Raw genomic sequence first — 25663 nt, 5'->3', positions numbered from 1 at the left:
TTAAGTGATAACCGAATTCCATTCAGGGATGGCCATTGCAAACGGCCAGTGGGATTACAAGCAATAAGAATTCAGCCAATTAGTAAGCCTTTCTCATGAATTTTTATACCTTTATCTGATAGAAGTATACATATAATGCAATTTTTAGACAGGCTATTTGTTCTATTACGAATTATAACTATAAATTAAAATATTTTCCAATATTTCATATTATAAAAATAAACAACATGAAAATATTTATAAAACATGTAGGATTACTCTTTCTATTTGCCATAATACTCTCTTGTTCTAGTGATGATGATAATGGAAGAAACCCGCAAGATCCCACAGATGAATATTTTATAAAAGCCAATATTGATGGTGAGGAAAGGGTTTTAAATTTCGAAAATTTTATGACAGCTGAATTGGGAACGGTACCAATAAATGATCTGTATAAATTGGTTTTGAGTGCTTCAAGACCAGGTGGTTCCGGGGAGGGAATTCAGGAAAGTATAAGTATCGATTTTAGTTTGGATAATCCTATAACAGTCGGTGTTTATAATCAACCAGAAGATTTACCGGTAGGTTTTTTACACGCACTTATTAGTTATCAAAATGTTAATTTAAGTGATGAGATTGGGGAAACCATTTTTGTAACCGATATCAATAATCCCGTTTCCTCTCTTGAAATCACAGAGCTTACCGAAAATACTGTTAAAGGCACATTTTCCGGCATCGTACAAAACCCTTTAGTGGAAGGTAACATCAATATAACTAATGGTGAGTTTTTTCTAAACCTTGTCGTAATTAATGAGTAAAAACATTAATCCCCAACAACTTCGATTTGAAGTGATTACCGGGGCTAGATTTTATTTTACACGGTAAATTGTTCTGGTATGCGGAATCTCATTGATTTTTTCGATACCATTTACAAAGTCTCTGCCGATGCAAAACAGGCATTGCAGGAAATAATCAGGGAAAAGACCTATTCCAAAAAAGAAATCATTCAGGAAATTGGAAGCCGCTGCCGGACAGTATATATAGTAAAAACAGGAGGTGCTCGTATTTTCTACTACAAAGACGGCACCGACATTACCGAACACTTTGCCTTTGAAAATGACCTCATTGTGAGGGCTGAGAGCCTTTTTACCGGAAATCCTACCTCAAAAGGCATCCAGGCCATTGATGAAACCAGGATGGTGGCCATTGATTCGGAAAAGCTCTTTCACCTTTACGACCAACACCACGATCTGGAAAGGCTCTTTCGCCTCATTTTCGAGCGGGAATACGTGAATACCGTCAAGCGGCTGGAAAGCTTGCAATTTAAATCCGCAAAGGAACGGTACCTGGAACTGCTGGAAACCACCGATTTTGTTCAAAAAATTCCCCTGAAGTACATCGCCTCTTACCTGGGAATCACCCAGGTGTCCCTCAGCCGCATCCGCTCCGGTCTGGGTTGATCTGCCGACCAAACCAATCGTTTGGGATGGGGCTATGCCTGCCAGGCGACAGCAAAGCTGTCTGCCACCGGTAAGACTGAAAAAAATCAAACCAATGATTCGGATTTATGAAAAACGTTTGTATCTTTGTTAGTGATTATTCACTTACATATGGAATTATCTGACAGACAACTGGAAATCATCGAAACGGCGGGTAAAATACTGGCTAGTTCCGGATTGAGTGGGTTAACGACCAAAAATCTGGCCAGGGAAATCGGTTTCTCGGAAGCCGCATTGTACCGGCACTTCGCCAGTAAGGAAGAGATCATTCTGGCCCTGCTCCGTTTCTTACATGCCGATATGGATCAGCGCCTGAGAAACGTCTACCGAGCCGATCAAGACCCTGTGGCCAACTTCAGGGCGCTCTTTGAAAGCCAATTCCGTTTCTTTTCCCGAAACCCCCATTTTGTGGTGGCCGTTTTTTCGGATGGCCTATTGGAAGAAAGCGAAAGCATCAATCAGGCCATTCTGAAGCTCATGCAGGTTAAAATGAACTACCTCATGCCTATCATAACCCAGGGCCAACAACAGGGGATATTTACGCAAGCACTCGGCAGCGAGGAACTCATCCATATCATCATGGGCTCCTTTCGCTTGCAAATGTACAAGTGGCGAATCGCCAACTTTAAATTTGATATACTCCGGCAGGGAAAATACATGCTCGAAGCATTGCTAACCCTATTGAAACCATAAAAAAATTTATCCTATTATGTTAGTAAACATTCACCCACATTATCTGCCTTGGATTCTTTTCTTCCTGCTTAGCATTCAGGTCCAGGCACAGGCTCCTGTCTGGTCACTGGAAGACTGTATCGACACGGCTTTGTCGCACAACAAAACCATACAGATCGCTCAAAACCAGGGGAAAATTGCCCGGCTTAAAAACCAGGAAGCCAACGCACAACTCCTCCCCAAGCTTTTCTTTCAGGGGGACTACCGGTATTTTACCGAATTGCCTTACCAACTGATGCCCCAATCGGCATTCGGGGGTCCGGAGGGGGTCTTTCGGGAGGTGCAGTTTGGGGTACCGCATAACATCAGTGCCAACCTAAGCCTTAAAATGCCTCTATACGACCCTCAGGTCATGGGCAGCATCAAGGCTTCCCAAACCTTCCAGGAGCTCAGCCTGCTTCAGGAAGCCAAAACCAAGGAACAGGTGTACCTGGAAGTAGCCACCTTGTATTACAATGCCCAGATTTTGAAAAACCAGTTGGCCTTTATCCGTGAAAACCTTGTCAACAGCCGCAAGCTCGAAAAAAATACCCGCCTCCTTTACGAACAAACCCTGGCGCAGCGTACAGATTGGGACAAGGTGCTGCTGCAAAACCAACAACTGGAAAGCAGCGTGACCCAGGTCGAAAGTCGGTATGAAACAGTCCTGAATGCCTTGAAGTTTGTGATGGGGCTACCCCTGCATTCCCCACTAGACGTTGCACTTGATATTAGCCAGACCGAGAAGGAAGTGGGTTCCACACGTAGCACCCTGGATGAACGGATGCAGGAGAAAAAGCAACAACTAGCCCTGCAGGAACTTTCCACCCTTAGACACAGCAAGATTCCGTCCCTGTCCCTTATTGGAAATTACGGCCGCACGGGATTTGGCTACACCGGAAATCCGGAATCCTTCCTGAATTTCTATCCGGTAAGTTTTGTAGGAGTCCAATTGAGTGTCCCGCTCTTCAACGGGACTGTAACCAATAAAAAGGTCCATCAAAAGAAAATTGAAGTGCAAAATAGCCAGTTGCAACAGGAGCTAATCACGGAACAAGCGCACATGGCATACCAAAATGCATCGCTGCAAAGCCAGGTAGCTGAAAACCTGCTACACACCAGTCAACAACAAATCGACCTGGCCGTTTCCGTATACCAAAAAACCCTAATCCAACAACAGGAAGGTATGGTAAGTCTGACCGAGGTACTGCTGGCAGACAATGCCTTGCGGGACGCCCAGCAACAGTACCTGAATGTTTTGGTAGACTACCTCAAAGCAAATCTCGAACGCAAAAAAACCAGTGGAAACCTCTTGAATTGATACCCCATGAAAAAAATCCTATATATCCTGATTCCATTAGTCCTGCTGGGCCTGGTAGTGGCCAAACTACTTTCCAACAAGCAAATTGCTGAAGCGCGGGTTTACCAGTATGACCGGGAGCAACCCATACCCGTCAATATCCTGCAGGTTGAAATGGCAAAGATCCAACCTGAATACGCTTTTACGGGCACCTTTGCCCCGGATAAAGAAAGCCGACTCAGTGCCGAACTGCAGGGCAAAGTCAACCGCATACTGGTAGACGCAGGGGCAACGGTCAAAAAAGGACAGGTGTTGATTATGCTGGATGATGCCTTATTGCAATGGCAGCTTAAAGCTGCAGAGGTACAGGTAAAAGGCCTGGAAGCAGACCTCAACCGGTACCGCATTTTGGTGGAAAACGAAGCCATACAGGGTATACAGCTCGAAAAAACGGAATTGTCTTTGGAAACGGCCCGGGTACAGGCAGGTACCCTCCGGGAACAAATCAACAAGACCCAGATCCGGGCTCCCTTCGATGGCATCGTCACAGCCCAACTTACTGAGGAAGGGGATTTTGCGGCACCAGGAAAGCCCCTGTTGCAGCTTACAGACATTGGCCGCATCAAATTGGAGATACAGGTGCCGGAACAGGACCTGAAACTTTTCGAAGTGGGCAAAAAATACCTCGTCAGTATTCCTTCTCTTCCAGCTGAACTTACCGGTACAGTCCACATGATCGGTAGTCGGGGCAATGCTGCCAATAGCTTTCCGGTGGAAATCGTGGTTGCGAATATGCTAGAAAAGGAAATTAAAGCAGGCATGTTTGGTCAACTGAACCTCCACAGGAATACCGAAATAGAAGGAATCATGATTCCTTCCTCAGCCATACTTGGCTCTGACCTGGCACCACAGGTCTATGTGATCAAAGCCGGAAAAGCAATCATCCGGGACATTCACATCGAAAAAAGAATGCAGGACAAAGTGCTTGTCCGATCCGGCCTCGGGGAAAAAGATACCCTCATCGTAGGAGGCCTGATCAATGTCTTTGACGGTGCCTCTGTAATTGCCAACCACTAAACCAAAAGTCATGAACATTACCTCCATATCCATCAACAGGCCTTCGCTGATCATTGTCCTTTTCAGCCTGTTCATCCTTCTGGGCTACATTGGCTTCACCAATTTATCCTATGAATTGATGCCTGATTTCAACCAACCGGTGGTGGTAATCAAAACGGTTTACCCCGGGGCCGAACCGGAAGAAGTGGAAAGTTCTGTTTCCCAAAAGATTGAAGATGCACTTTCCAATCTGGAAGGCGTGGATTACCTGGTTACCAAGTCCCTTCCCAATGCTTCAGTAGTGATTGCCAACATGAAATACGGTGTGGATTTGGATCAGACCATGCTGGATGCCCAGCGATACATCGACAATATCCGAAAAGATTTACCCGAGCAGGTGTTGTCGCCCGAAATGAGCAAGGTTTCTCCAAACGACCTGCCTATCCTGTCCATCACAGCGACCAGTAGCCTGAGCAGTGCGGCCTTTTACCAAAACCTTACCGATGACTACCTTCCCCAGATCCAACAGCTCAAAGGAGTCGCTGAAATCTCCGTACTGGGCGGTGAGCAACGGGAGATCCAGGTAAAGGTGGATCAGGAAAAACTGCGGCACTACCAGCTATCCCTACAGCAGGTGGTAGAAGCCATCAACCGCTCCGGTCTGGACATTCCCGCCGGTTTGGTTCAGACGGAAAAGAATCAACAAGCAGTACGGCTGACTGGAAAATTCACCAACCTGGAAGATATTCAACAGGTTCAGGTGGCCATGCCGGTACCGGGAAGTCCGGTCTATGTGCGGGACCTGGCCATCGTAAAAGACGGTATCCGGGAAATCACTTCAGTAAGCCGCTATAATGGGCAGGAAGGAATTGGCCTGATGCTTAAAAAACAAGGCGATGCCAACGCAGTGGATGTTTCCCGGGCCGTTCGGGAAAAATTAGCGCAAATCGAAGAACTGCATGCTGCCGATGGGATTCGATTTATCATTGCCGATGACAGTACAGACAACACGATTGCTGCCGTTAACTCGGTGGTGTTTGACTTGATTCTTGCGGTAGTATTGGTTTCACTGGTGATGTTGTTGTTTTTGCGAAGTTTCAGGAATTCCCTGATCGTTCTGGTCGCCATTCCTACCTCTCTGGTAACAGCATTTGCCGTGATGTGGATTTTGGGTTATACGTTAAACCTGATGACCTTGCTGGCCATGTCGCTGATCATCGGCATCCTGGTGGACGATGCCACCGTGGTATTGGAAAACATCCAGCGACACCTGGACATGGGCAAAGAAAAACGCAAAGCCGCCATGGACGGCAGGATGGAAATCGGATTTTCCGCCCTTTCCATCACCCTGGTCGACGTGGTAGTATTCCTGCCCATACTCTTCCTGCAGGTATTTGTGGCAGACATGCTCAAGCAATTTTCCGTGGTGGTCATCACCTCCACCCTGACCAGTTTGTTGGTTGGTTTTACCCTGACCCCCTGGATGGCTTCACGGATAGGTAAATCCGAAGACCTGCAACCCAGTACCGCATTCAACCGTTTTTTGATCTGGTTTGAACAGCAATTGGATCGCTTTATCGCCTGGTACGGCAGGCAACTGGCATGGGTGTTGGATCACAAACTGGCCTTTGCCGGCATCATTCTTGGGCTTTTTGCCCTTACAGGCGTCATTATGCGACAAGGAATCATCGGAAAGGAACTGATTGCCACGGGTGATCAGGGAAAGTTCCGGATGTACCTGGAATACGACAAGTCCACCAGTATCAAAGAAAACAACATCCGTACCCTGGAAGTAGAAAATTTCCTACTTCAGCAGCCAGAAGTAGCTACCGTTTTCAGCAATGTGGGCGGACCATCCACGGGTATAGGAAGCTTGGGGGTCGGTTCAGCCTATAAGTCAGAATTGACAATTCAGCTAAAAGCTTCCAATGAACGAAATACGGTACCGATTGAAACGTACATGAAAAATGTACGGGAAGCACTTAAAAAAGAGTTTCCCGGGGCCAGTTACTCCATGGCGGCTTTGGGTCTTGTTCCCCGGTCTGCACCTATAGAACTAACCCTCAGCGGTCCGGACCAGGACAGGGTACTGACTGAAGCAAAAAGTTTAAAAACAACCATTGAAAACATTCCGGGGGCAGACCATGTCAAATTATCTGTAGAAGAAGGAAGCCCTGAATTTCAGATCATTCCTGATCAGGATAAATTACAACGTCTGGGATTGACCAATGCCTACCTGGGACTAAACGTCCGCAATGCCCTGACCGGAAACGACGATGCTACCCTCACCCAGGCCGGGACGGAATACCCGATACGCATTCAATTGGATAATTTTAACCGGCAAAATTACGATGATGTCAATCGATTGCTTCTGGTAAATCCCATGGGCATGCCCATCACGCTGTCCCAGGTGGCAAAGGTCGTGCAGGACAAATCCCCCTCCTTGCTAGAGCGAAAGGACAGGCAGCCTGCAGTCACGATCACGGCCGATGCGCTGGGACGACCTTCCGGAACCGTAGCCGATGATGTGCTGGCCTATTTCAAGGAAAATCCCCTTCCCGAAGATATCAGCTATGTTTGGGGCTCGGATATCAAAAGGCAAAACGACAGTTTTGGCGCACTCGGTTCCGTTTTATTGATTTCCTTCCTTTTGATCTACCTGATCATGGTGGCCTTGTATGACAGTTTCATCTATCCTTTTGTGGTTTTATTTTCCATTCCAGTGGCCGTTATTGGCTCCTTTCTCGCACTGAATCTATCCATGAACCACCTCAGTTTATTTGCACTATTAGGGCTGATTATGCTAATGGGACTGGTAACTAAAAACGCCATTCTGATAGTGGATTTCACCAATCAGCTGAAAGAAAAAGGTCTTCCGGTAAGAGAGGCCCTTATGGAAGCAGGAAAAGGCAGGATGCGGCCTATTCTGATGACTACTTTATCCATGGTATTTGGCATGCTTCCCATAGCCCTGGCCGCTGGAACGGCTTCGGAATGGAAAAACGGACTGGCATGGGTAATTATCGGAGGGCTACTTTCTTCCCTGATATTGACGGTTTATTTGGTGCCGGTAGTATATGAAGCAATGGAACAACTCAAACAGTGGATCCAGGGAAAACCGAAACCAGCTATCACGGCAAAACTTCCATTAACAGATTCCTAAAGTTTCTCTAGGCAACTAATATTCACTTTCTGAGCCCCTGTGATTGGATTAATTCTGCGCCTGAACCTGTGGAGATCTAACCCTACCTTTACCAGCTACGGACTTAACTTTAGCGGTATTCGATTTTTTAACATTTGTAAAAGGTATTGTCTCCCAGTCGCCTGACCTTTGTCAGACTAATTATGCGCGAGATGAATACAGATAGCATACAACTTGGATTAAAAGAAAACTGGAAACAGTTTACCATTCTGGTCATTGTAAACGCCTTTGTGGGTGGGATGATCGGCATGGAAAGAACCATCATTCCCCAATTTGCGGAGATGGAATTTGGCATTGCTTCAAAAACAGCCATTCTTTCCTTTATCACGGCGTTTGGTATCACCAAAGCTATTGCCAATTATTATACAGGACGACTTGCCAACCGCTTTGGGAGAAAAAATCTGCTCTTGTTTGGTTGGCTGCTGGCCATGCCCATACCATTTATTTTGATTTATGCCGGTAGTTGGAACTGGGTGATTTTCGCCAATGTACTGTTGGGGGTAAGTCAGGGACTCACCTGGAGCAGCACGGTGGTCATGAAAATTGACCTGGTGGGTGAAAAGGACCGGGGCCTGGCCATGGGCTTAAACGAATTTGCCGGCTACTTTGCCGTAGGCGTAGTGGCCTTTCTGACAGGCTATGTGGCCAATAAATACGGCATTACGCCCTATCCCTTTTACATTGGAATCTTTATTTCCGTGATTGGGTTTGTGTTGACGGCCCTCTGGGTGAAGGACACCCGGGCATTTGTGCACAAAGAGAGTGCTACCGATACTACCGAACAGCTGAAAAATGTATTTTTAGAAACCACCTTCAAAAACAAAACCTTAAGTTCCGTGACCCAGGCGGGGCTGATCAACAACCTGAACGATGGCATGATCTGGGGTTTGCTGCCGATCATTCTTGTCTCACTGAATTACAACAATGAAAGCATAGGCATCATTACGGCCATTTACCCTACCGTTTGGGGAATCGGGCAACTTTTTACCGGTAAGATGTCCGACCACTATTCCAAAAAGGCCATGCTCTTTTGGGGCATGCTGGCGCAGGGCCTGGCCATCTTACTGATTCCGTATAGCAGTGATTTTTACGTGTTGGCTTCCCTTTCTGCCATTTTAGGATTGGGAACGGCACTGGTATATCCCACCTTCCTCTCCACCATTGCCCAGGCGAGCAGTCCCAAACAGCGGGCTGAAAGCATAGGAACGTTCCGGCTATGGCGGGACCTGGGTTATGCCTTCGGGGCGGTAATTTCAGGAATCACAGCCGACCTATTTGGCATTGACTACGCCATATTACTTATTGGGGTACTGACCATCGGTTCTTCCCTTGTTATTAAATTCCGTATGCCGGAGAAGATTTCAAACAACTAAGGACCTTAACGGGTGCCTTAGCAGAGCCGAAGGCATGGTTTAATGGAAGGATGTGCTACTATTTTGAAGTGTTGATGTGACTTTTTTTTATTGCACGGAGAACGACGCAGGCTTTGATAAACTTTCAAATGGCATATGATTGATAAAATCATTATATTTAGAGGCAATGATTAACTCCTTTACCATTGAAAATTTTAAAAGCTACAAAAAAGCAGCGTTAAAGTTAGCTCCGCTGACCGTAATGGTTGGTGCCAACGCTTCTGGAAAAAGCAATGCCTTAGAAGCCATCCGATTTTTAACTTGGATGGCTCAGGGACAGAAACTATCGTCATTACAGTTTGAAGTGAATCAAAACAATGCTGCCATCCGTGGGCAAATCAAAGATATTTTTTTTAAGGGGAATAGCGAGCTCAAATTAGGTTGTCTCATGCAGGATTCAGGTTTAGGTCATTCCTGGGAACTCCAGATTACACTAGACCATAGGCTGGGAAAGGAAATTCACATATCTAAGGAGTCGATGATAAAAACCAATTCCGAAGAGATCCTTTACGAAACCACAAAACCTTCATCTGGCCTGGCCACGGATATTTCTGTTGCTTTTAACAATTTTGCCAGGGGAGGGAAAAAACCACAGGTCACCTGTTCAGACCAACTGGGTATTTTTACCCAAATGAGCGCCCCGGGAAAAATTAACCCCAACTACAAAAAATCAATCCAACATGTTGGAGAGCTATCGCGTTATACAGAATCCCTTCTTTCCAGAATATTATTCCTGGATCCCTCACCACAATCCATGAGGAACTATAGCTTTATCTCAGAGTCAGCACTTCTAGGAAATGGATCTAATATTTCAGCCGTCCTATATAACTTAGTGAACGTCGATGACAATCCATTCGATGATGAGCCTGGAAGGCTAAAGAAAGAAATCCTACAATTTATTGAAAGCCTGCCTGAACAAGACATTACAGATATCGACTTTTTGGAAGGTCCAAGAGGAGAAGTGATGGTCGTTTTGACCGAGACCTTTGGAAATGAAAACCGAAAGATGGATGCGGGAGTCCTCTCAGATGGAACACTCAGGGTATTGGCAATTGCCGCAGCATTACTTTCCGCTCCGGAGGAAAGTATCGTCATTATTGAAGAGATTGATAATGGTGTTCATCCAAGCCGAGCAAAACAATTGCTTAACCAAATTAACAAAATCGCTGTGAAAAGGAGGCTACAGATCGTATTAAGTACACACAACCCGGCATTAATGGACGCGCTTCCTGATGAAGTTATTCCAGATGTAGTATTCTGCTACCGGGATAAAAAAGATGGTAGTTCTAAATTGATATCACTAAAAGATGTTCCTGATTACCCCGAATTGATTTCCCAAGGAAGTTTGGGTGACTTAGTCACAGAGGGGGCACTTTCCAATTTTGTGAAAAATTACGAAGGTCCGGATGCAAAAAAAGAAAAAGCTTTGCAATGGCTGGAATCAATAAAGTAGTTTTTAGGCGATGGCTAAACACACTATTTGGATCATTGACACTTCTGTATTTTTAAATATTCTTGATATTCCTGGTTACAATCAAAAACGAAAATCCATTATTTCAGATTTTAAAATATATATAAAAATGGGGATACCTTCTTTCTTCCTTATTCGGCTCTTTTAGAAACAGGCAATCACATCGCCCAGTTAAATGGGAATATTAAATTTGTAAAAGCGAAGGAATACGTAAAGCAAGTTAAATTAGCTTTGGAGGACAAAGCCCCCTTTAAGCCACTTAAATTTCCTGAAAAGGAGGATCTTTTCAAGTGGATTGATGGTTTCCCAGAGAAAGCAGGCAAGGGCATAGGCTTTGGCGATTTTTCAATAATAAAAGACTGGGAAGAGCAGGTGAAAAAGTATCAGGGTTGGTCAGTTAAAATTTGGTCTTTGGACCGCCACCTACAAGGATATCACAAGTAGCATTTGCTTTATTTACGGTAGGGAAATGTTCCACTAAAGACATTTCATTACCCTGCTATTCGACATTTGTAATGTCTAACGAAAGATAAACAGTATTTGCAATCCTATTGTCGTTCACTCCCGGTGATTATAAATCCCCTATATCTGGGCCACGAAATTGCAAATTTCGCGGAGCTGTGCTGTTCGACATTTGTAATGTCGAATCACAGATAAGCTGGATTTGCAATCCCGATTTCGAGAACTTCCGGACAATGAACCTCCCTCCTTATTCTTTGCGTACCTCCACGTTGCGGAACGGATAGGGATTGTCGCTGAGACGTAATTCCTCGCCACTTTCCGTGGTCACATTCTTCAGGATCACTTCTTTGGGCCGCACATGGGGGTACTTTTCCACATACGTATCGTCTGTCATTTCGGGATTGAAATTGCCAAAAATGGCTGGCCCCTGGTAATCTTCCGGATGGTTGGAATCTTTTATGTGCAGGTTTTCGATGACAATCCTCTCCGGCATATAGGTGGTGTAGCCAAAATCATGCTGCCCCGAATTGGAGCCGCCGATAAGACTGGCACTGGTGGTCCTGCCTCCTGCAGGAATGAACACGCAATCCCGGATAATGAATTCGCCCTCCCAGGTACTGCCGTAATCAGAACGTAAATTGATTAGCGTCCTGCCGTTCAGGGTGGAGTTTTCCACCAGAAAGGTGCCTGTACCGATGGCATTGATGCCCATGTGACCCAAGGTAGAATGGCGCACCGTGGCATTGGCCACGCCCATGTGGGCGTCGAAACGGGAAAAGGTGCAATGATCCAGAATCAGATTTTTGCAAAAATTGGAGCCCATAATGCCCCAATAGGTGCGGTCGTTGATGTCATTGGTCTGGCTGCAGTGCTCAAAGGAAACATTCAGCGAACGGCTCAAGGAGATGTCGTAGCTGCCCATAGAAACTGGTACACCAGCCGAACCGATGGTCCGGTAGGTTTTGTGTCCTGTCAATACCGTATTGCGAACCGTTACATACGCACAGTCCCGGAAATTAAGAAAGCCGCCATAGGGAGCTCCCTGTTCTCCTTCACCTGTAACCCGGTGCTCCAGGCCATCCAGCAGCACATTTGATCGCCGGATAGCAATGCCACGGCTATAATAGGTGTATTTCGATTCGTCCTGGTTGGCAATGGTCATAAACCGCCCTCCCGTAACGCTGAGCTGTTTTTCGTCCATCGGAAGGGCTGTAATTTCAGTTATCTGATCAAAATCCCAGATGATGGGGGCATCCGCATCCACCTTTCCATCCTTGTCCACAATAAAAATATCCGTCTGTGGAGATCCGTCGTTTTGATTGGGTCCATACCGGATATACCGTCGCACATTGGCATCGGTAACGGTTACCAGGCAGGAGCCAGGCAAATCGGCCTCAATTTTGTCCTGGTTCCTCTTGAGGGAAGTTACTCCTTGCAAGTCAAATGAACGCAGGGTGGAACTGACCAAAAACACATGTTTGGTTCGGTCTTCCACATTGGTATCGTCTATGATAAATTCAGCTTTTCCAAAATCGGTGTCGGTCTGGATTACTGCGGTACGCAGTTTCCCGCTAATGTAGTAAGTGTATCCATCATCTGCCTTTACTGGCAGGCCTTCCTGATTGGCCAGCGCATGGGTGGCGGCGATGGCATCCATATCGTCCGATTTGCCATCTCCTTTGGCACCCAAATCACTGTAGCGAACATGTCCCTGATTTTTTATGGCACGCAAATCTTCAGGAGAAACGTTGACCACTAATTCACCCTTTTCATTGGCATTTACCTGGGTTTGACCGGTGTTATTGGTAATCAAAACACTTTCGTGGGGGCTTGTTTCCTGGGCTTTGGCGGGCAGCAAGCCTTGAAGGGTGCATAAGAAGAGGATGATCAACAGGTTTTTCATGACAATTGGGTTTAATGAAAATAGCAAAACAGTACTCCTTTCACTTTTGGTGTTAAGCAGATCAAAATCTAGAAATTTTCGGCCGTAAACCCAAAGAAATTTCGATCAGCGGAACAAAATCCAATAAATAGGCCTATTCCTATGGTGAAATAGGCCTTTACCTAAATTACTACATTTACCGAAAGTCACCGGTTTCTCTTTTTTTATGACAACAGCTAATTTTCAAAGGGCTTCAATACGATCTATTTTTATTCCCCTAAAACAATCATCGACACAATTATTTTCCACATAGCCGCAAGTGGAGATCATCCCGTTGTTCTCTCTCTCAAAATAGGTTTCGGCGTTTTCTCTTGCCACCAACCATTCTTGTTGAGCTTTTGTATATACTTCGTCCAAGGTCATCGGTTCGGCTCCTTTTTGGTGGCTGCCCAGTTCGCTTTCGTTTTCCGTCCATTCCAATTCCTCCTCCGGAATCTCCTCTGACAGGTCTTCTGGTAACGTTGTATATTTAAAATGCCTTTTAGTAATGGACCCATCGATTACAGTTAGCGTGGTTTCCCAAGAAAAACCCACCCAACTTCCAAAAACGACGGTGTAGGTATAGGAATTGCCCGACGATTCCTTAAAATCCAACCAGGCCGATTGACTTGCTTCGAATTCGTTTTGGTGTTCCAGATCATCCGAAACACATGACGAAATCAAGATTCCAATCAGCAGTAGGGCAGTAGTGAAAACGGTGCTTTTCATTTTTTAACCTGTTTCTAAAAATGATTGATAATTCAACATTGAGTGCGGTACCTATTCATCCGGGCTTAAGTGGTTACCCTCGAATAAACCGGATCGGGTGCACACATAGCTGACATTACATCATTGCATTCCGTAATAATGGTCAATTTTGATCCATTTTCCCTGTATTCAAGGCTGGAGCTTACAGGCTGGCCCCCGGAATTGATTTCCATTTCAATAAGGTCATCCATGTTGCCCCATTCCGCCTCATTGCCGATATATAGGTCCTTTTCAGCTTCAAAAGCGATCATTTCTCCCTCAAGTGCGAAGCTTCCCACCTGAAAATGGGAATAGCCAACCAGGTCCCCGGATTCGGGATCACGATAGGTAATGGATCTTTGATAACTCCCATCCTGGTTTAGCACCAGGGAATGGACCAGGTCCAATTCGTGATCCTCATGGAAATGAATCATTTCCCAGGATCCGTAAAGACCTGCATGATTGAAGTCATCCCCTGAGTCGGTACAGGCCAGAGAAAGCACCGAAACAAGCAGCGTAAAAAGGATAGCAATTGGTTTTTGTTTTGCCATTGAATTGAAGTTTGGTTTTTTAACCATACGTGATCAACGGTCCTTTTGTCCTGATCTGGAACTAAAAAATTGATTATTTGTAACCATTGGGGAAATATCCCTGATTCCTTCCCATAAAGGTTAGCGAAAACCCAACCAATAGATACCGGCCCTTGGAATATCCGGTAGCTGGTTTCCTATAGATACCAAGAAAAAGGGTCAGACGGTTCTAAACCGTCAGACCCTTCTTCCATTACCAGACCCTTCTTACAAGTTTTTACACTCGCTCCAACTTCACCGGATAGGTTTTTTGGGAAGCCCACTGGGGAACATAGATGTTTTCGTCCCTGTCCACACAAACATCATGTGGATGCATAAACCCCTGGAAACTCATGTCTTTTCGTTGTTCCTGAAGGTTACCGTTTACGTATTCGGGGGCTGTACCTCCCGGAGTGGAAACCACCCGGTCCTGATTATCCAAAACGGTAATGTAACCCGAATTGGGATAAGCCTGTGTGGTACTACGGTATACAGCTGCATAAATGTTATCGCCTCGCAACACCGGTCGGCACACAAATGATCCCGGAGTAGGAATGGTTTTGATGTACTGGCCATCCAGGGTAAATCGCTTGTACTGCATGTTGCCCCGGTCGGTAATGAGTAAGGTTGGATTGTTTTTGTCTCTGGTGTCTACCAGTATGCCATGGCAGCAGTTGAAGGTTTCATCGCTTGCTCCGGAACCGCCAAATTGCCGGATCAGTTTCCCTTTGGCATCGTACTGGGTGACGTAATTTTTGCCATACCCGTCTACGACGTAAATGTCGCCATTTGCCGGATTGATGGCCGTTTCGGTCGGTACAAACTGACGGGGATAATCGTAGTTACCAGTTTCCCTGGGATAGTCAAGGACCATAATTTCCTTTCCTTTCAGGTCCGTTTTGATGACCTGACTACGGGTATTATCGCAAATGTACAAGAATTCTTCCCCGCCCTCATCGCTAATGGTAAGGCCATGTGCTCCGGGATAGGTTGTACCCCAGGTTTCCAATAATTTGCCCGATTTATCATAAATGATGACATTGTTTTTGGTTTCATTGGTCAACAGGATCAGCCGTCCCTTTGCATCCTCCACCATCTCGTGGCAGTCATTCACAGGATTTTTGGAAGGGTCCAGTTTTCCCCATCCTTCTATGACCCGGTAGCGGTGGCTACCATGTCCTAAAATGGTCTCTTTTTTCATGGCATGGGTTTGATGAGAAATGATGTTGGGAATCAGGGCACCCCCGGCAACGGCCAAGCCTGTTTTTCGGATAAATTCCCTTCTTGGGTTTACATTTTGTTTCATGATTGATAATTAAGCCAATAAGTCCAGTTCCGCTTCTCCTTCTCCATCCGGAGTGGTATAAAACGGACGTTTTTCAATTTCATAATTCGTTTCGGGATGGATTCCTAGTGCGTGATAGATGGTTTGATGAAGGGCCGCAATCTTGATGGGCTTTTCGATGCTCTTGCATGGACGCTCATCAGCGGTTTTGCCATATACATGGCCTCTTTTGGTCCCTCCCCCAAACATCAATATGGAACATCCATCCGTAAAATGCCGGTGCATGCCGTAATTCTTCATGTCATCTATAATATCGGGTACTTCCACCTGATCTTTCACCTTTGCTCCGGGCCTTCCTTCGGTAAGCATGTCCCGGCTAAATTCGCTGGCGACGATAATCATGGTCCGGTCCAGTCTGCCACTTTCATCCAGGTCTTTTATGAGCTGGGCTATCGGCGCATCGATCAGCTTTTTCATATCCACCAATCGGGTATGTCCGTTTTCGTGGGTATCCCAACCGACAAAGGGTTCGTATTCGGAGGTCACGCTGATAAAGCGGGCTCCTTGTTCGGTCAGCCTTTTGGCCATCAGGCATCCCAATCCAAATTTCCCTGTATTGTAAACATCGTATTTCTCTTTGGGTTCCTGGCTTAGGTCAAAGGCCTTGGCTTCCGGAGAATTCAGCAAGCGGTAAGCCTGTTCCATGGACCGCTTGAGTGACTCTTTCTGGTAATCGCTGCCAAACTCCCCCATGGCACTTTCTTGTACCAGTCGTTCATACAATTGGTTTCTTGCTTCAAACCGCTTGGTAGACATGCCCACAGGGGGTCTCACACTGTCCAATCCGGAAGTTGGGTCGGGAATCAGGAAAGGTCCGTATTCACTGCCCAGAAATCCGGCACTGTGAAATGCCTTTAACTCTTCCCCTTCTCCAACGGTAAATCGCTGCCCAATATTAATAAAGGGGGGAATCACCGGGTTGACTGGCCCTAGTTCTTTGGCCATCCAGGATCCCATATGCGGCACCGCCACCGATTGGGGAGGTTCGTAACAGGTATGCCAATGGTATTGATGGCGGGTATGCAGGATGTGACCCAAGTCTGCGGCCACATAGGAGCGAATCAGTGTACCCCGATCCATTACCTGTCCGATGTTTTCAAGCCCTTCTGAAAATTGAATCCCATCCAGGGCCGTCGGAACGGATGGGAAGGTGCTTAATACCTCTTTGGATTCCATTCCCTTGCGGAAAGGGGTGTATTTCTTTGGATCAAACGTTTCTGTATGCGCCATTCCGCCGGCCATGTACAAAAGAATCACCGTATCCGCACTACTTTTGATCTTGTCCTTTGACGTACAGGATCCCAGAAATCCGGACATAGGCGCTCCCGCAGCCATGGCTGCCAGGGTAGCGGCACTGGTTTTTTTCAGAAAATCCCTTCTTCTCCAATTATAATTCATTGCAAATGCTTTTAATCAGTAAATTAATTGAAATTCAGGAAGTAACAAAACGGCCCAAAACAAATCTTGGATGGCTTCGGGCGACGGGTCTTCACCCAATACCTCCATCGCTACGTTGAATTCGCTTTGATGGGGATCTCGTCCCAAAAGTTTCCGATACGTTTCATGGATGATGATATCACCATCTTCATATTTTTCCTTCCACTTCTGCGCTCCGTCTTGCAGTGCTTCGTTCAGGGTCTCGCCATTTGTCAATTCCAGGGCCTGCAATAGGCTGGCCTGACTATCTCTATTCGTGGAGACCACTTCCCGGTTAGGTCTTCCCAATGCTTTTAAGAAATCATTATTGGCTACCAGGGACGCCCTGGCAAAAGGCATGGAAGATGCTTCGGAAACAGCCAGCTCATTGGGATCGTATTTTAACACCTCTTTTTCAAAGATCGGATGGATATACTTACTGACCCCGTCCGAAAACTGCTCGGCGGTAAGCCTCCTTCGAACCACCCCTTCAAACACAAAACCATCATCTGTCAAAAGCAATGGATCGTCGATACCCACTGAAGGTTGTTGGTACGCTTTGGAAGTGGCGATTTTATAGATTAGTTGCTTCAAATCATAACCCGAGTCTTCAAAATCCGTCGCCAACCAATCCAATAAATCCTGACTCCAGGGAATGTTGTCCATTTCATCTGCCGGTTCTACCAGCCCCCTACCCATCAATTGTTTCCAAATACGGTTAACAATGGTTCGGTACATCCTTCCATTTGCCGGCTGGACCAGATTGTCGGCGAGTTGTTTCAGCTTTTCCTTGCGGTTGGCGGTACTATCGATTTCTCCCAACTCTTCCCACAGTATTTTGGTACTTGCCTTTTTCCCAATGGGCTTTTCACACCGGCTGACTTCCAGCGTGGTATCAGCGAAAATATTGGCAAAAGCATAGGCCTCTTCCAGCTTCCAATCGCTGACAAAGCTGTCGTGGCAGGAGGCACATTTCAGATTCAAACCCAAAATGACCTGCCCCACGTTTTGTGCGGCCTGCATTTCGGTAACCTGACTGGCATTCACATCCCCTCTCCAACTTATGCCTTCTATGAAGCCTTTTGATTCTTCGGTAGGGTTCAGTAATTGCTTAACAAATTGATCGTAGGGCTTATTATCCCGGATAGAAGTGTATAACCAGTCCGTGATGGCAAACCTACCCTTGGTGATATAGCCGGTACCGGTATAATCGTTCCTCAAGGCATCATTCCAAAACGTCATCCAGTGAGTGGCGTAATCATCATTTCGGTTGAGTAATGTTTCCACCCAGGCAGCCCGCTTGTCGGGACGGGTGTCTTTTTGAAAGGCAGCATACTCTTCCGGACTGGGTAGCAAGCCAATGATGTCCAGGTATATTCTGCGCAAATACGTCTTATCGTCTACGGGCTCCTTCCAGGAAATGGCATTTTCCTGGAAATATTCATCCACCCAAATGTCAATGGGCTGCACCAGCCCTTCCCGGGGTGCCGGCACATTTGGACGTCGTGGAGCTAGTTCGGCAACCCGGTATTCACTGACTTCACTAGCCGCATCCGGCCAGGGTGCTCCTCTATCTACCCATAAGGAAATCAAGGCAATCTCGTCCGAGGAAAGCACCTTTCCTTTGGACGGCATGGCCTCCTTGTGATCCTTGGGTAATTTTATTCTTCTTACCAACTCGCTTCTATCAGACTCCCCGGGCACAATCACCGGACCGGACTCTCCTCCAGTAAAAACATAATCCTTTTCATCCAGTCGCAGTTCACCCTTAATTTTAGCATCGCTATGGCACTTGTAGCAATTATGCGCAAAAACAGCTCTAACTTTGCCAACCAATTCGATTTGCTTTTGTTCGCTGAGATCTCCTTCGCCTTCAAAAGCCACCAAATCCACCTTTAGGTCTTCCGGTGCGTATTCTTCTTCAGTCCAGGGAAAGGTACTGGTTAGGTAATCTTCCCCATGAGTAAGCGAGGCTCCAAAATGACCAGCCACCGATACCCCAATGGCGGAAACAAATAGTACCGATCGAAAAGCCTTTACTGCCTTTAGGTTACGACCTTCATCTGTCTTCCTTAGAAAATAAATCAGCAGCAGGCCAATGATAGCGGTAGCGATACCTGTCCATTGGTGTACATCCAGGGTGTTGCCTCCATAATCTTCCACAGTAGCCAATATATAACCGAGACCTGCAGCCAGAACCGCCCCGGCCACACCAGCCCAAACCAGCAGGTCAATGCCCGGCCGAAGCTTATGGTTAAAATTCCTCAGGGTAAATAATTCCAACAGGGCCGCAAATAGCAACAAACTCACTGGAAAGTGAACGGCCAGGGGATGCAATCGCCCCATAAACTTCCAAAGCCAAAAGGGTTCTGTACCCTCCGCCGCCTCCTGAAGTCCTGCAGCCAGCAATCCATCTCCCAAACCGACACAAAGCAATAAAACCGCTGTCAGCCAAAAGATGGTCGTTTTTCTAAATTTCATTTTATTCATATCTTTATACCTATACCGAGTATTTTTAATCCGCCCGCAGGCAGCATCCCGAATCAAGGGGAACGGAAAAGCCCCTTCACCACTTCCGGAATCGGGATCCATGCATCACAATAATAATTAAATTCATTATAATTACTAGCCTGTACTATCCTGCCTTTAACTCAAAATATAAATAAAGCAACATAGAATAGCAAACGGTTTTACACCTGTGCTACAGTACAGTACAGGATTGGGTTTTGACAATGATGGTATAAATTGCTACTTTTAAAATCAATGCAGACGCAAATTAGATGAAAAGCCGTAATCGCTTACTTGTATTGCCCTTTCTGGCACTTGCTATTTATTGGGCATGGCCCAAGGAGGACCCGATCAGTTACAATCGTGACATACGGCCTATCATCAACCAGAAATGCATTTCCTGTCATGGAGGGGTAAAGCAATCCGGTGGATTTTCCCTGCTATTTGAATCGGATGCCAAAATGCCCACCGAATCCGGAAAACCGGCCATCATTCCCGGCGATGCCGATGCCTCCGAAATGCTCACGCGCCTTCAGCACCCGGACCCGGAAATGCGCATGCCCCTGGGCAAAAATCCCCTTTCGGAGACAGAGATTGAACTGATAAAAAAATGGATCGATCAGGGTGCTAACTGGGAAAAACACTGGGCCTATATTACTCCGGAAACGGACATTCCCCTGCCTTCAGTTCCCGGGGAACTAGAGGCAAAAAACGAAATAGACCACTTCGTATTCAGCAAGCTTTCAGAAATGGACTTGATTCCCAATCCACCTGCACCCAAAGAAATACTTCTCCGCAGGCTGGCATTGGACATTACCGGCATTCCTCCTACATTAAAAGAATACGAGGCCTTTCTGAAGGACACTTCTCCGGAAGCCTATGAAAAGACCGTCGACCGCTTGCTGGACTCTCCACATTTTGGGGAAAAGTGGGCATCCTTTTGGCTGGACCTGGCACGATATGCCGATTCGAAAGGATACGAAAAGGATTTGCACCGTGAAATCTGGAAATATCGGGACTGGTTGATAGAAGCCTTCAATCAGGACATGCCCTTCGACGAATTTACCGTCAAGCAGCTGGCGGGCGATTTACTTCCAGCCCCCACAGAAAACGACTTGCTGGCCACGGCCTTTCACCGAAACACCATGGCCAATGACGAGGGAGGTACCAATGACGAAGAGTTTCGGGTCGCCGCAGTCATGGAGCGGGTAGGCACCACCTTTGAAGTTTGGCAAGGCACGACCATGGCCTGCGTACAGTGTCACAGCCACCCTTACGACCCCATCCGACACGAGGATTTTTATAAGTCCATGGCTTTTTTCAACAATACCCGCGACAAGGATCTGTACAACGAGCAACCAAAAGTCTATACATACGAACCCACCGAAAAAGCAAAGGTCCGGCAACTGCTGACCTGGATAAATGAACAACTAGACCCTGAAGACCAATTGCCCGAAGTATCGGAAGCATTTTTGCACCGGCAGAAAGAAAATCTCTTTTACCACCTCGGTCATCGGAGAGTGGAAGCGGAAGAGTTTCAGGATAAAAGCCGCTTTATAGAACTGGTAGGGCATGACCAGGCTTCCATATGGCAAGTCCAGGACAGTTCCTGGGTCATGTATGAGCAGGTAGACCTGACAGAAGTAGAAGCGATTTCCCTGGGCTATGCTTCGCTCACCGGGGCGAAGGTGGAAATCCGGCTAGACTCCATGCTGGGCACCAAAATCGGTGAAGGAACGTTCGGTGTCACGGCGAACGGTTTTCCCGGAAACCGACCACAGCAATGGCAAACCCTAACCATTCCCATCCAGCCAACGGAGGGAAAGCGGGATGTATATTACTATTTTAAAAAGGACCGGATTTTTGCGCAGGACCTGGTGCGGGTAGACTGGCTCCATTATCATGAAAAGTCACCAGAGATAGCCAGCTACACGGCAGAAATCCGGACAAAAATAGACTCCCTCCAAAAAATAAAGCCCGTGCAAACGCCCATATTAGGCGAATTGCCGGAAGGCCAGAAAAGAACAACAAGGGTATTCGAGCGGGGAGATTGGCGAAGCAGGGGTAAAGAAGTGCAGGCTGGAATTCCGGAAATCATGGGCACCATCGGCGAGACAAACCCCAACCGGTTGGATTTTGCACAATGGCTGGTCAGCGAAGAAAACCCGCTGACGGCGCGAGTAATGGTGAACCGCATTTGGGAACAGCTATTTGGATTTGGCCTGGTGGAAAGCATGGAGGACTTTGGAAGTCAGGGCATCCCTCCCACACATCCCGAATTACTGGACTGGATGGCCGTAACCTTTCGAGAGGACCTGAATTGGTCGGTCAAATCCCTGATCAAAAAAATCGTTCTGTCCTCCACCTACCGTCAACACTCCTCGGTAAGCGAAGAAAAGCAACATAAAGACCCCTACAACAAGTACTTGTCCCGGGGATCCCGAACCCGGCTTCCGGCAGAAACCATCCGGGACCAGGCACTGGCGATCAGTGGCTTATTAAATCCCGAAACCCATGGACCCAGCGTCATGCCTTACCAGCCGGAACACATTATCAGTTTTGGTGGGAAATTCTGGAATGAAAGCGAAGGAAAAGATGCCTACCGACGAGCTGTCTATACCTATTGGAAACGGACACATCCCTATCCTTCCATGGTCACCTTTGATAATCCCAGCCGGGAAGTATGTACTTCCCGAAGAATCCGCACCAATACCCCTTTGCAATCCCTAGTGCTGCTCAATGATCCGGTATATCTGGAAGCGGCTACCGCCTGGGCAAAAAAAATATTGGATGAGCACAAAAGGGATATTAAAACCGGCATTGAAAAAAACCTGCAGCTTATTACCGCTAAAGCCCCTGAAGAAGAAAAGGTTATGGTATTGCACCAATTATACCAGGAGTCGCTTGCCTACTATCAGCAAGAGGGAGCTGATTTGGATGAAGATCCGGAACTTGCAGCCATGCGCCTGGTAAGCAATGCCATGCTGAATTTAGACGAATTTGTAACCAGAAGATAAGATGAGTATTTGGGAAGAAGCATACCTCCGGAAAGCACAGTACAACAGCCGCAGGCATTTTTTAAAAAAATGTACCTCCGGCCTTGGAGCCCTGGCATTGGGCTCATTGATGGGCTGCGGGCGAGAAACCAAGATGGCTGGGGAAAGTGCTTTCATGGCTGGTCAGGGACCCCATTTTGCGCCAAAAGCCAAAAGTGTCATTTTCCTGCACATGGCAGGAGGTCCCTCGCACCTGGAGCTCTTTGATTACAAGCCCACCCTTCAGGAGCTCAACGGACAGGACACCCCAGAATCCCTGATGGAGGGAAAGGAATTTGCCTTTCTTAAAGGAACACCCAAACTACTGGGACCACAGGCCAAATTTGCGCAGCATGGCGAATCCAGAGCTTTTGTCTCCGATTACCTCCCCGAATTCGCCAAAATGGTGGATGAGGTCAGCTTTTTGAAAGCCATGCATACCAACGAATTCAATCATGCACCGGCCCAATTATTCATGCATACCGGAAGTCCAAGACTGGGAAAACCCAGCATGGGTGCCTGGTCCATGTACGGATTGGGATCGGAAAACGAAGACCTACCGGGCTACGTGGTACTAACGTCCGGAGGGGGAGCCATTAGTGCGGGAAAAAGTGCCTGGGGCAGCGGCTTCCTACCCACCGTCTACCAGGGAGTACAGTGCCGTTCCCAGGGAGATCCCGTATTGTTTCTATCCAACCCCAGCACCATAGATGAGCATCTCCGGAAAAAATCCATCGACGCCATCAACCAAATCAATCAGATGGAATACGAACAGGCAGGTGATCCGGAAATTCTAACCCGGATAGCCCAATACGAACTGGCCTTTCGCATGCAAAGCTCTGTGCCAGAAACCATGAATATCAATGATGAACCGGCGCACATTCATCAAATGTATGGTACAGAACCCGGCAAAGCGAGCTTCGCTAATAATTGCCTGCTGGCCCGAAGGCTGGTGGAAAAAGGAGTTCGTTTTGTCCAGCTCTTTGACAATCGCTGGGATACCCACGGTGTCGGGGCTGGAAACGGAGTGGGAGCTGGAATGCGCCGCTCCTGCAAGGCCATTGACCAACCGATCGCAGCCTTACTGAAAGACCTGAAACAACGCGGCTTATTGGAACAAACCCTGGTGGTATGGGGAGGAGAATTTGGCAGGACTCCTATGATGGAATCACGTACGGGAGAAGGATTTGACGGTAGGGACCATCACCTGGCGGCCTTTACCATGTGGATGGCCGGTGCCGGTGTCAAAAAAGGAAAAGTTCACGGTGTCACCGACGAAATCGGCTACTATGGCATCGAAGGGCAGACCCATGTCCATGACTTGCAGGCCACGATTCTTGAAAGACTAGGCTTTGACCATGAAAAATTAACCTATGAATTTCAGGGAAGAAACTTCCGGTTAACCGACGTGCATGGAAAGGTTATCAATGAAATCCTAACCTGATTTACCACAGGAGTATTCGAAAAACCCTTCGCTGAGATCTATTCTATCTAGAAAGCCAAAACGGGTTTGATGGCCACTTCGGGAGCTGACCGTTGCGGTCGTTTTAAAAAATCCCTCGGCAGCTACCTCAGCGGATGGACGGAAGGGGATAACTTGAGTTAGTTCGGAACCCTGTCCGGTTAGCATCATCCCATTTTTCCCCATGGCCATCAACTCCCCTTTCTGATCCAGGACAAACTGAAAATCATTTCCGCCAACACGGATGCTATACTTAACTTCCCTGGAATCGGCAAGCAATTCGAGGGCGGAGCGCTTGTGTACGGGTGGGTACCTTCGGTGAAAATCGCTTTCCGTAAGAACGCTTCCGTCAGCCACATGTGCGGTTTCCCAAAGCTGTTGCCCGGTTGCGTCAAATTTGCTGACATAAAAGCCATTGTATTTTTGCGCTTTAAAACGGAAAGGGTTCTTCCCAAAGGACTTTTCTCCCGACAAACCGCTGATATAAAACGCCCCAGTGCGCTCATCCAGGCTAAAGCCAAAAAAGGCTCCAATCCGATAGGCCATTCGGGACGGACCGGGTCCAAAAGAGGAATAGTTAAAATAATTATAGTCCTTTGCCAGTACATACCGGCGATCATTTTCATCCAGATGGAAGGACGGGCGGATCGCCTTACCTTCGGGACTGTAATTCAGGGCAATATTTTTGATCAATTGTCCATTGGAATCAAAACTCACCACCTGACAATGGAGGGTATTGGACTCCATGTCTGCATCCTTTAGCACCATGTATTTTTCATTCCCTACCTGACCAGCAAAGGTCCACTGTGGATTCCATTCGCTTTCAGGGGTTTCGGGCAGGCTAACCGCCACTTGGTCAAAGCGAAAATCGGAAGTCCGGAAGCGATTGAGTAAGAAGTTCAGGTCAGGGGCTTTGCCCAACCTGAATGTATCCGGATTCTGATCTGCAGTCAGAAAATACAGATAAGTCTCGTCCGCAAATACAGCATGCAGGGATTCCCCCATTAGCTTTTGCTGGTCTTCAAAAGAAATGCTGCGAAGCAACTTTCCTTCTTGAATATGATGAATTAAGGCTGTACCTGGCCCTTTGAGGGAAGGTGTTATCTCCACCACAAAAACCTGCCCTCCCCTTGCAGAGGCCAGCAATTCTGTTTGCGCATTTGCGGATGTCAATGGGAGAAAAACCTCCCAACCTTTCTGTCCGGAAGTATCGAAATGTAGAATGGAAAATTGCCTTTTTTGGGTTTTAAATCCTTCTAGCCTACCGCCTTCTGCGAGGTCCAAAACCTGCCGTTCCGGTGTTGCTTCATTTACCAGGCAGGCATTCTGCCGCGCAAGCAGGCTGATGCTGCTAATCAAAAGAAAAATCAACGTAAAAATCACCACTCCCCTCATAATACACTAGTTTAAAAGTTGCTGTTTGCTGTTTATAACACAAATTACATAATTATTAATTTGAATTACAAATTTTTGGGTTTAAAAAATCTGTCGCTCCTCGAAAAAAACCATTTCGAAGGGTTTGCCGGTTACCTTTATAAGGATTGAAAATGAAAACATTTCCGGTCCAT

The 25663-nt window shown here is 46.8% G+C and carries 17 protein-coding genes; 10 read left to right on the top strand and 7 right to left on the bottom strand.

The features are described from left to right. Positions 1–227 precede the first annotated feature (227 nt). The 8 genes from GJQ68_RS08035 to GJQ68_RS08000 all read left to right on the top strand — a co-directional run bounded on the left by GJQ68_RS08035 (position 228) and on the right by GJQ68_RS08000 (position 10612). On the top strand, positions 228–797 hold the full coding sequence (locus GJQ68_RS08035; RefSeq protein ID WP_162416782.1) for a hypothetical protein: 570 nt from the start codon (positions 228–230) through the stop codon (positions 795–797). A 78-nt stretch (positions 798–875) separates the two neighbouring features. Beyond that, complete coding sequence (locus GJQ68_RS08030) at positions 876–1439, top strand: Crp/Fnr family transcriptional regulator (RefSeq protein ID WP_162416781.1); 564 nt, start codon at positions 876–878, stop codon at positions 1437–1439. A 150-nt stretch (positions 1440–1589) separates the two neighbouring features. Further along, a complete protein-coding gene (locus GJQ68_RS08025; protein ID WP_162416780.1) occupies positions 1590–2171 on the top strand; it encodes a TetR/AcrR family transcriptional regulator in 582 nt (193 codons plus the stop codon). Between the two features lie 16 nt (positions 2172–2187). After that, positions 2188–3510, top strand: a complete 1323-nt coding sequence (locus tag GJQ68_RS08020) for a TolC family protein (protein WP_162416779.1) — start codon at positions 2188–2190, stop codon at positions 3508–3510. A gap of 6 nt (positions 3511–3516) precedes the next feature. Beyond that, positions 3517–4566 (top strand): efflux RND transporter periplasmic adaptor subunit, encoded by a 1050-nt coding sequence (locus GJQ68_RS08015; protein ID WP_162416778.1) that lies wholly within the window; start codon positions 3517–3519, stop codon positions 4564–4566. A 10-nt stretch (positions 4567–4576) separates the two neighbouring features. Then, positions 4577–7708, top strand: coding sequence for an efflux RND transporter permease subunit (locus tag GJQ68_RS08010; protein WP_162416777.1), 3132 nt, complete (start codon positions 4577–4579; stop codon positions 7706–7708). A 191-nt stretch (positions 7709–7899) separates the two neighbouring features. Beyond that, positions 7900–9120 (top strand): MFS transporter, encoded by a 1221-nt coding sequence (locus GJQ68_RS08005; protein WP_162416776.1) that lies wholly within the window; start codon positions 7900–7902, stop codon positions 9118–9120. Positions 9121–9259: 139 nt separating this feature from the next. After that, positions 9260–10612 carry an AAA family ATPase gene (locus tag GJQ68_RS08000; RefSeq protein ID WP_202927898.1) on the top strand — a complete coding sequence of 451 codons (1353 nt, stop codon included), beginning with the start codon at positions 9260–9262 and terminating at the stop codon, positions 10610–10612. 727 nt (positions 10613–11339) lie between these two features. Here GJQ68_RS08000 and GJQ68_RS07995 read toward each other — a convergent pair. The 6 genes from GJQ68_RS07995 to GJQ68_RS07970 form a co-directional block, all read right to left on the bottom strand. Beyond that, entirely contained in the window at positions 11340–12995 is a 1656-nt protein-coding gene (locus tag GJQ68_RS07995) for a hypothetical protein (protein ID WP_162416775.1), read from the bottom strand. A gap of 222 nt (positions 12996–13217) precedes the next feature. Next, positions 13218–13742 carry a hypothetical protein gene (locus GJQ68_RS07990; RefSeq protein ID WP_162342329.1) on the bottom strand — a complete coding sequence of 175 codons (525 nt, stop codon included), beginning with the start codon at positions 13740–13742 and terminating at the stop codon, positions 13218–13220. 65 nt (positions 13743–13807) lie between these two features. Further along, positions 13808–14311: a hypothetical protein gene (locus GJQ68_RS07985; protein ID WP_162416774.1), complete on the bottom strand. Its 504-nt coding sequence runs from the start codon at positions 14309–14311 to the stop codon at positions 13808–13810. 256 nt (positions 14312–14567) lie between these two features. Continuing rightward, complete coding sequence (locus tag GJQ68_RS07980; protein WP_162416773.1) at positions 14568–15635, bottom strand: NHL repeat-containing protein; 1068 nt, start codon at positions 15633–15635, stop codon at positions 14568–14570. Between the two features lie 9 nt (positions 15636–15644). Next, complete coding sequence (locus tag GJQ68_RS07975; protein WP_162416772.1) at positions 15645–17072, bottom strand: DUF1501 domain-containing protein; 1428 nt, start codon at positions 17070–17072, stop codon at positions 15645–15647. 15 nt (positions 17073–17087) lie between these two features. Continuing rightward, positions 17088–19436, bottom strand: a complete 2349-nt coding sequence (locus GJQ68_RS07970) for a DUF1549 domain-containing protein (RefSeq protein WP_235941216.1) — start codon at positions 19434–19436, stop codon at positions 17088–17090. 434 nt (positions 19437–19870) lie between these two features. Between GJQ68_RS07970 and GJQ68_RS07965 the strand changes: the two genes are divergently transcribed. Together GJQ68_RS07965 and GJQ68_RS07960 are read left to right on the top strand one after the other, a co-directional pair. Beyond that, positions 19871–22615, top strand: coding sequence for a DUF1553 domain-containing protein (locus GJQ68_RS07965; protein WP_162416770.1), 2745 nt, complete (start codon positions 19871–19873; stop codon positions 22613–22615). A gap of 1 nt (position 22616) precedes the next feature. Then, positions 22617–24077, top strand: a complete 1461-nt coding sequence (locus tag GJQ68_RS07960; protein ID WP_162416769.1) for a DUF1501 domain-containing protein — start codon at positions 22617–22619, stop codon at positions 24075–24077. Here the strand turns inward: GJQ68_RS07960 and GJQ68_RS07955 are convergent. Continuing rightward, a complete protein-coding gene (locus tag GJQ68_RS07955) occupies positions 24069–25490 on the bottom strand; it encodes a hypothetical protein (RefSeq protein WP_162416768.1) in 1422 nt (473 codons plus the stop codon). The two genes, GJQ68_RS07960 and GJQ68_RS07955, sit on opposite strands and share 9 nt — an antisense overlap. Positions 25491–25663 lie beyond the last annotated feature (173 nt).

It is taken from the genome of Cyclobacterium roseum (assembly GCF_010119225.1).
GTDB lineage: Bacteria > Bacteroidota > Bacteroidia > Cytophagales > Cyclobacteriaceae > Cyclobacterium > Cyclobacterium roseum.
The sequence above is the reverse complement of the archived record's forward strand: the minus strand, read 5'-3'. Positions and strand labels throughout refer to the sequence as shown.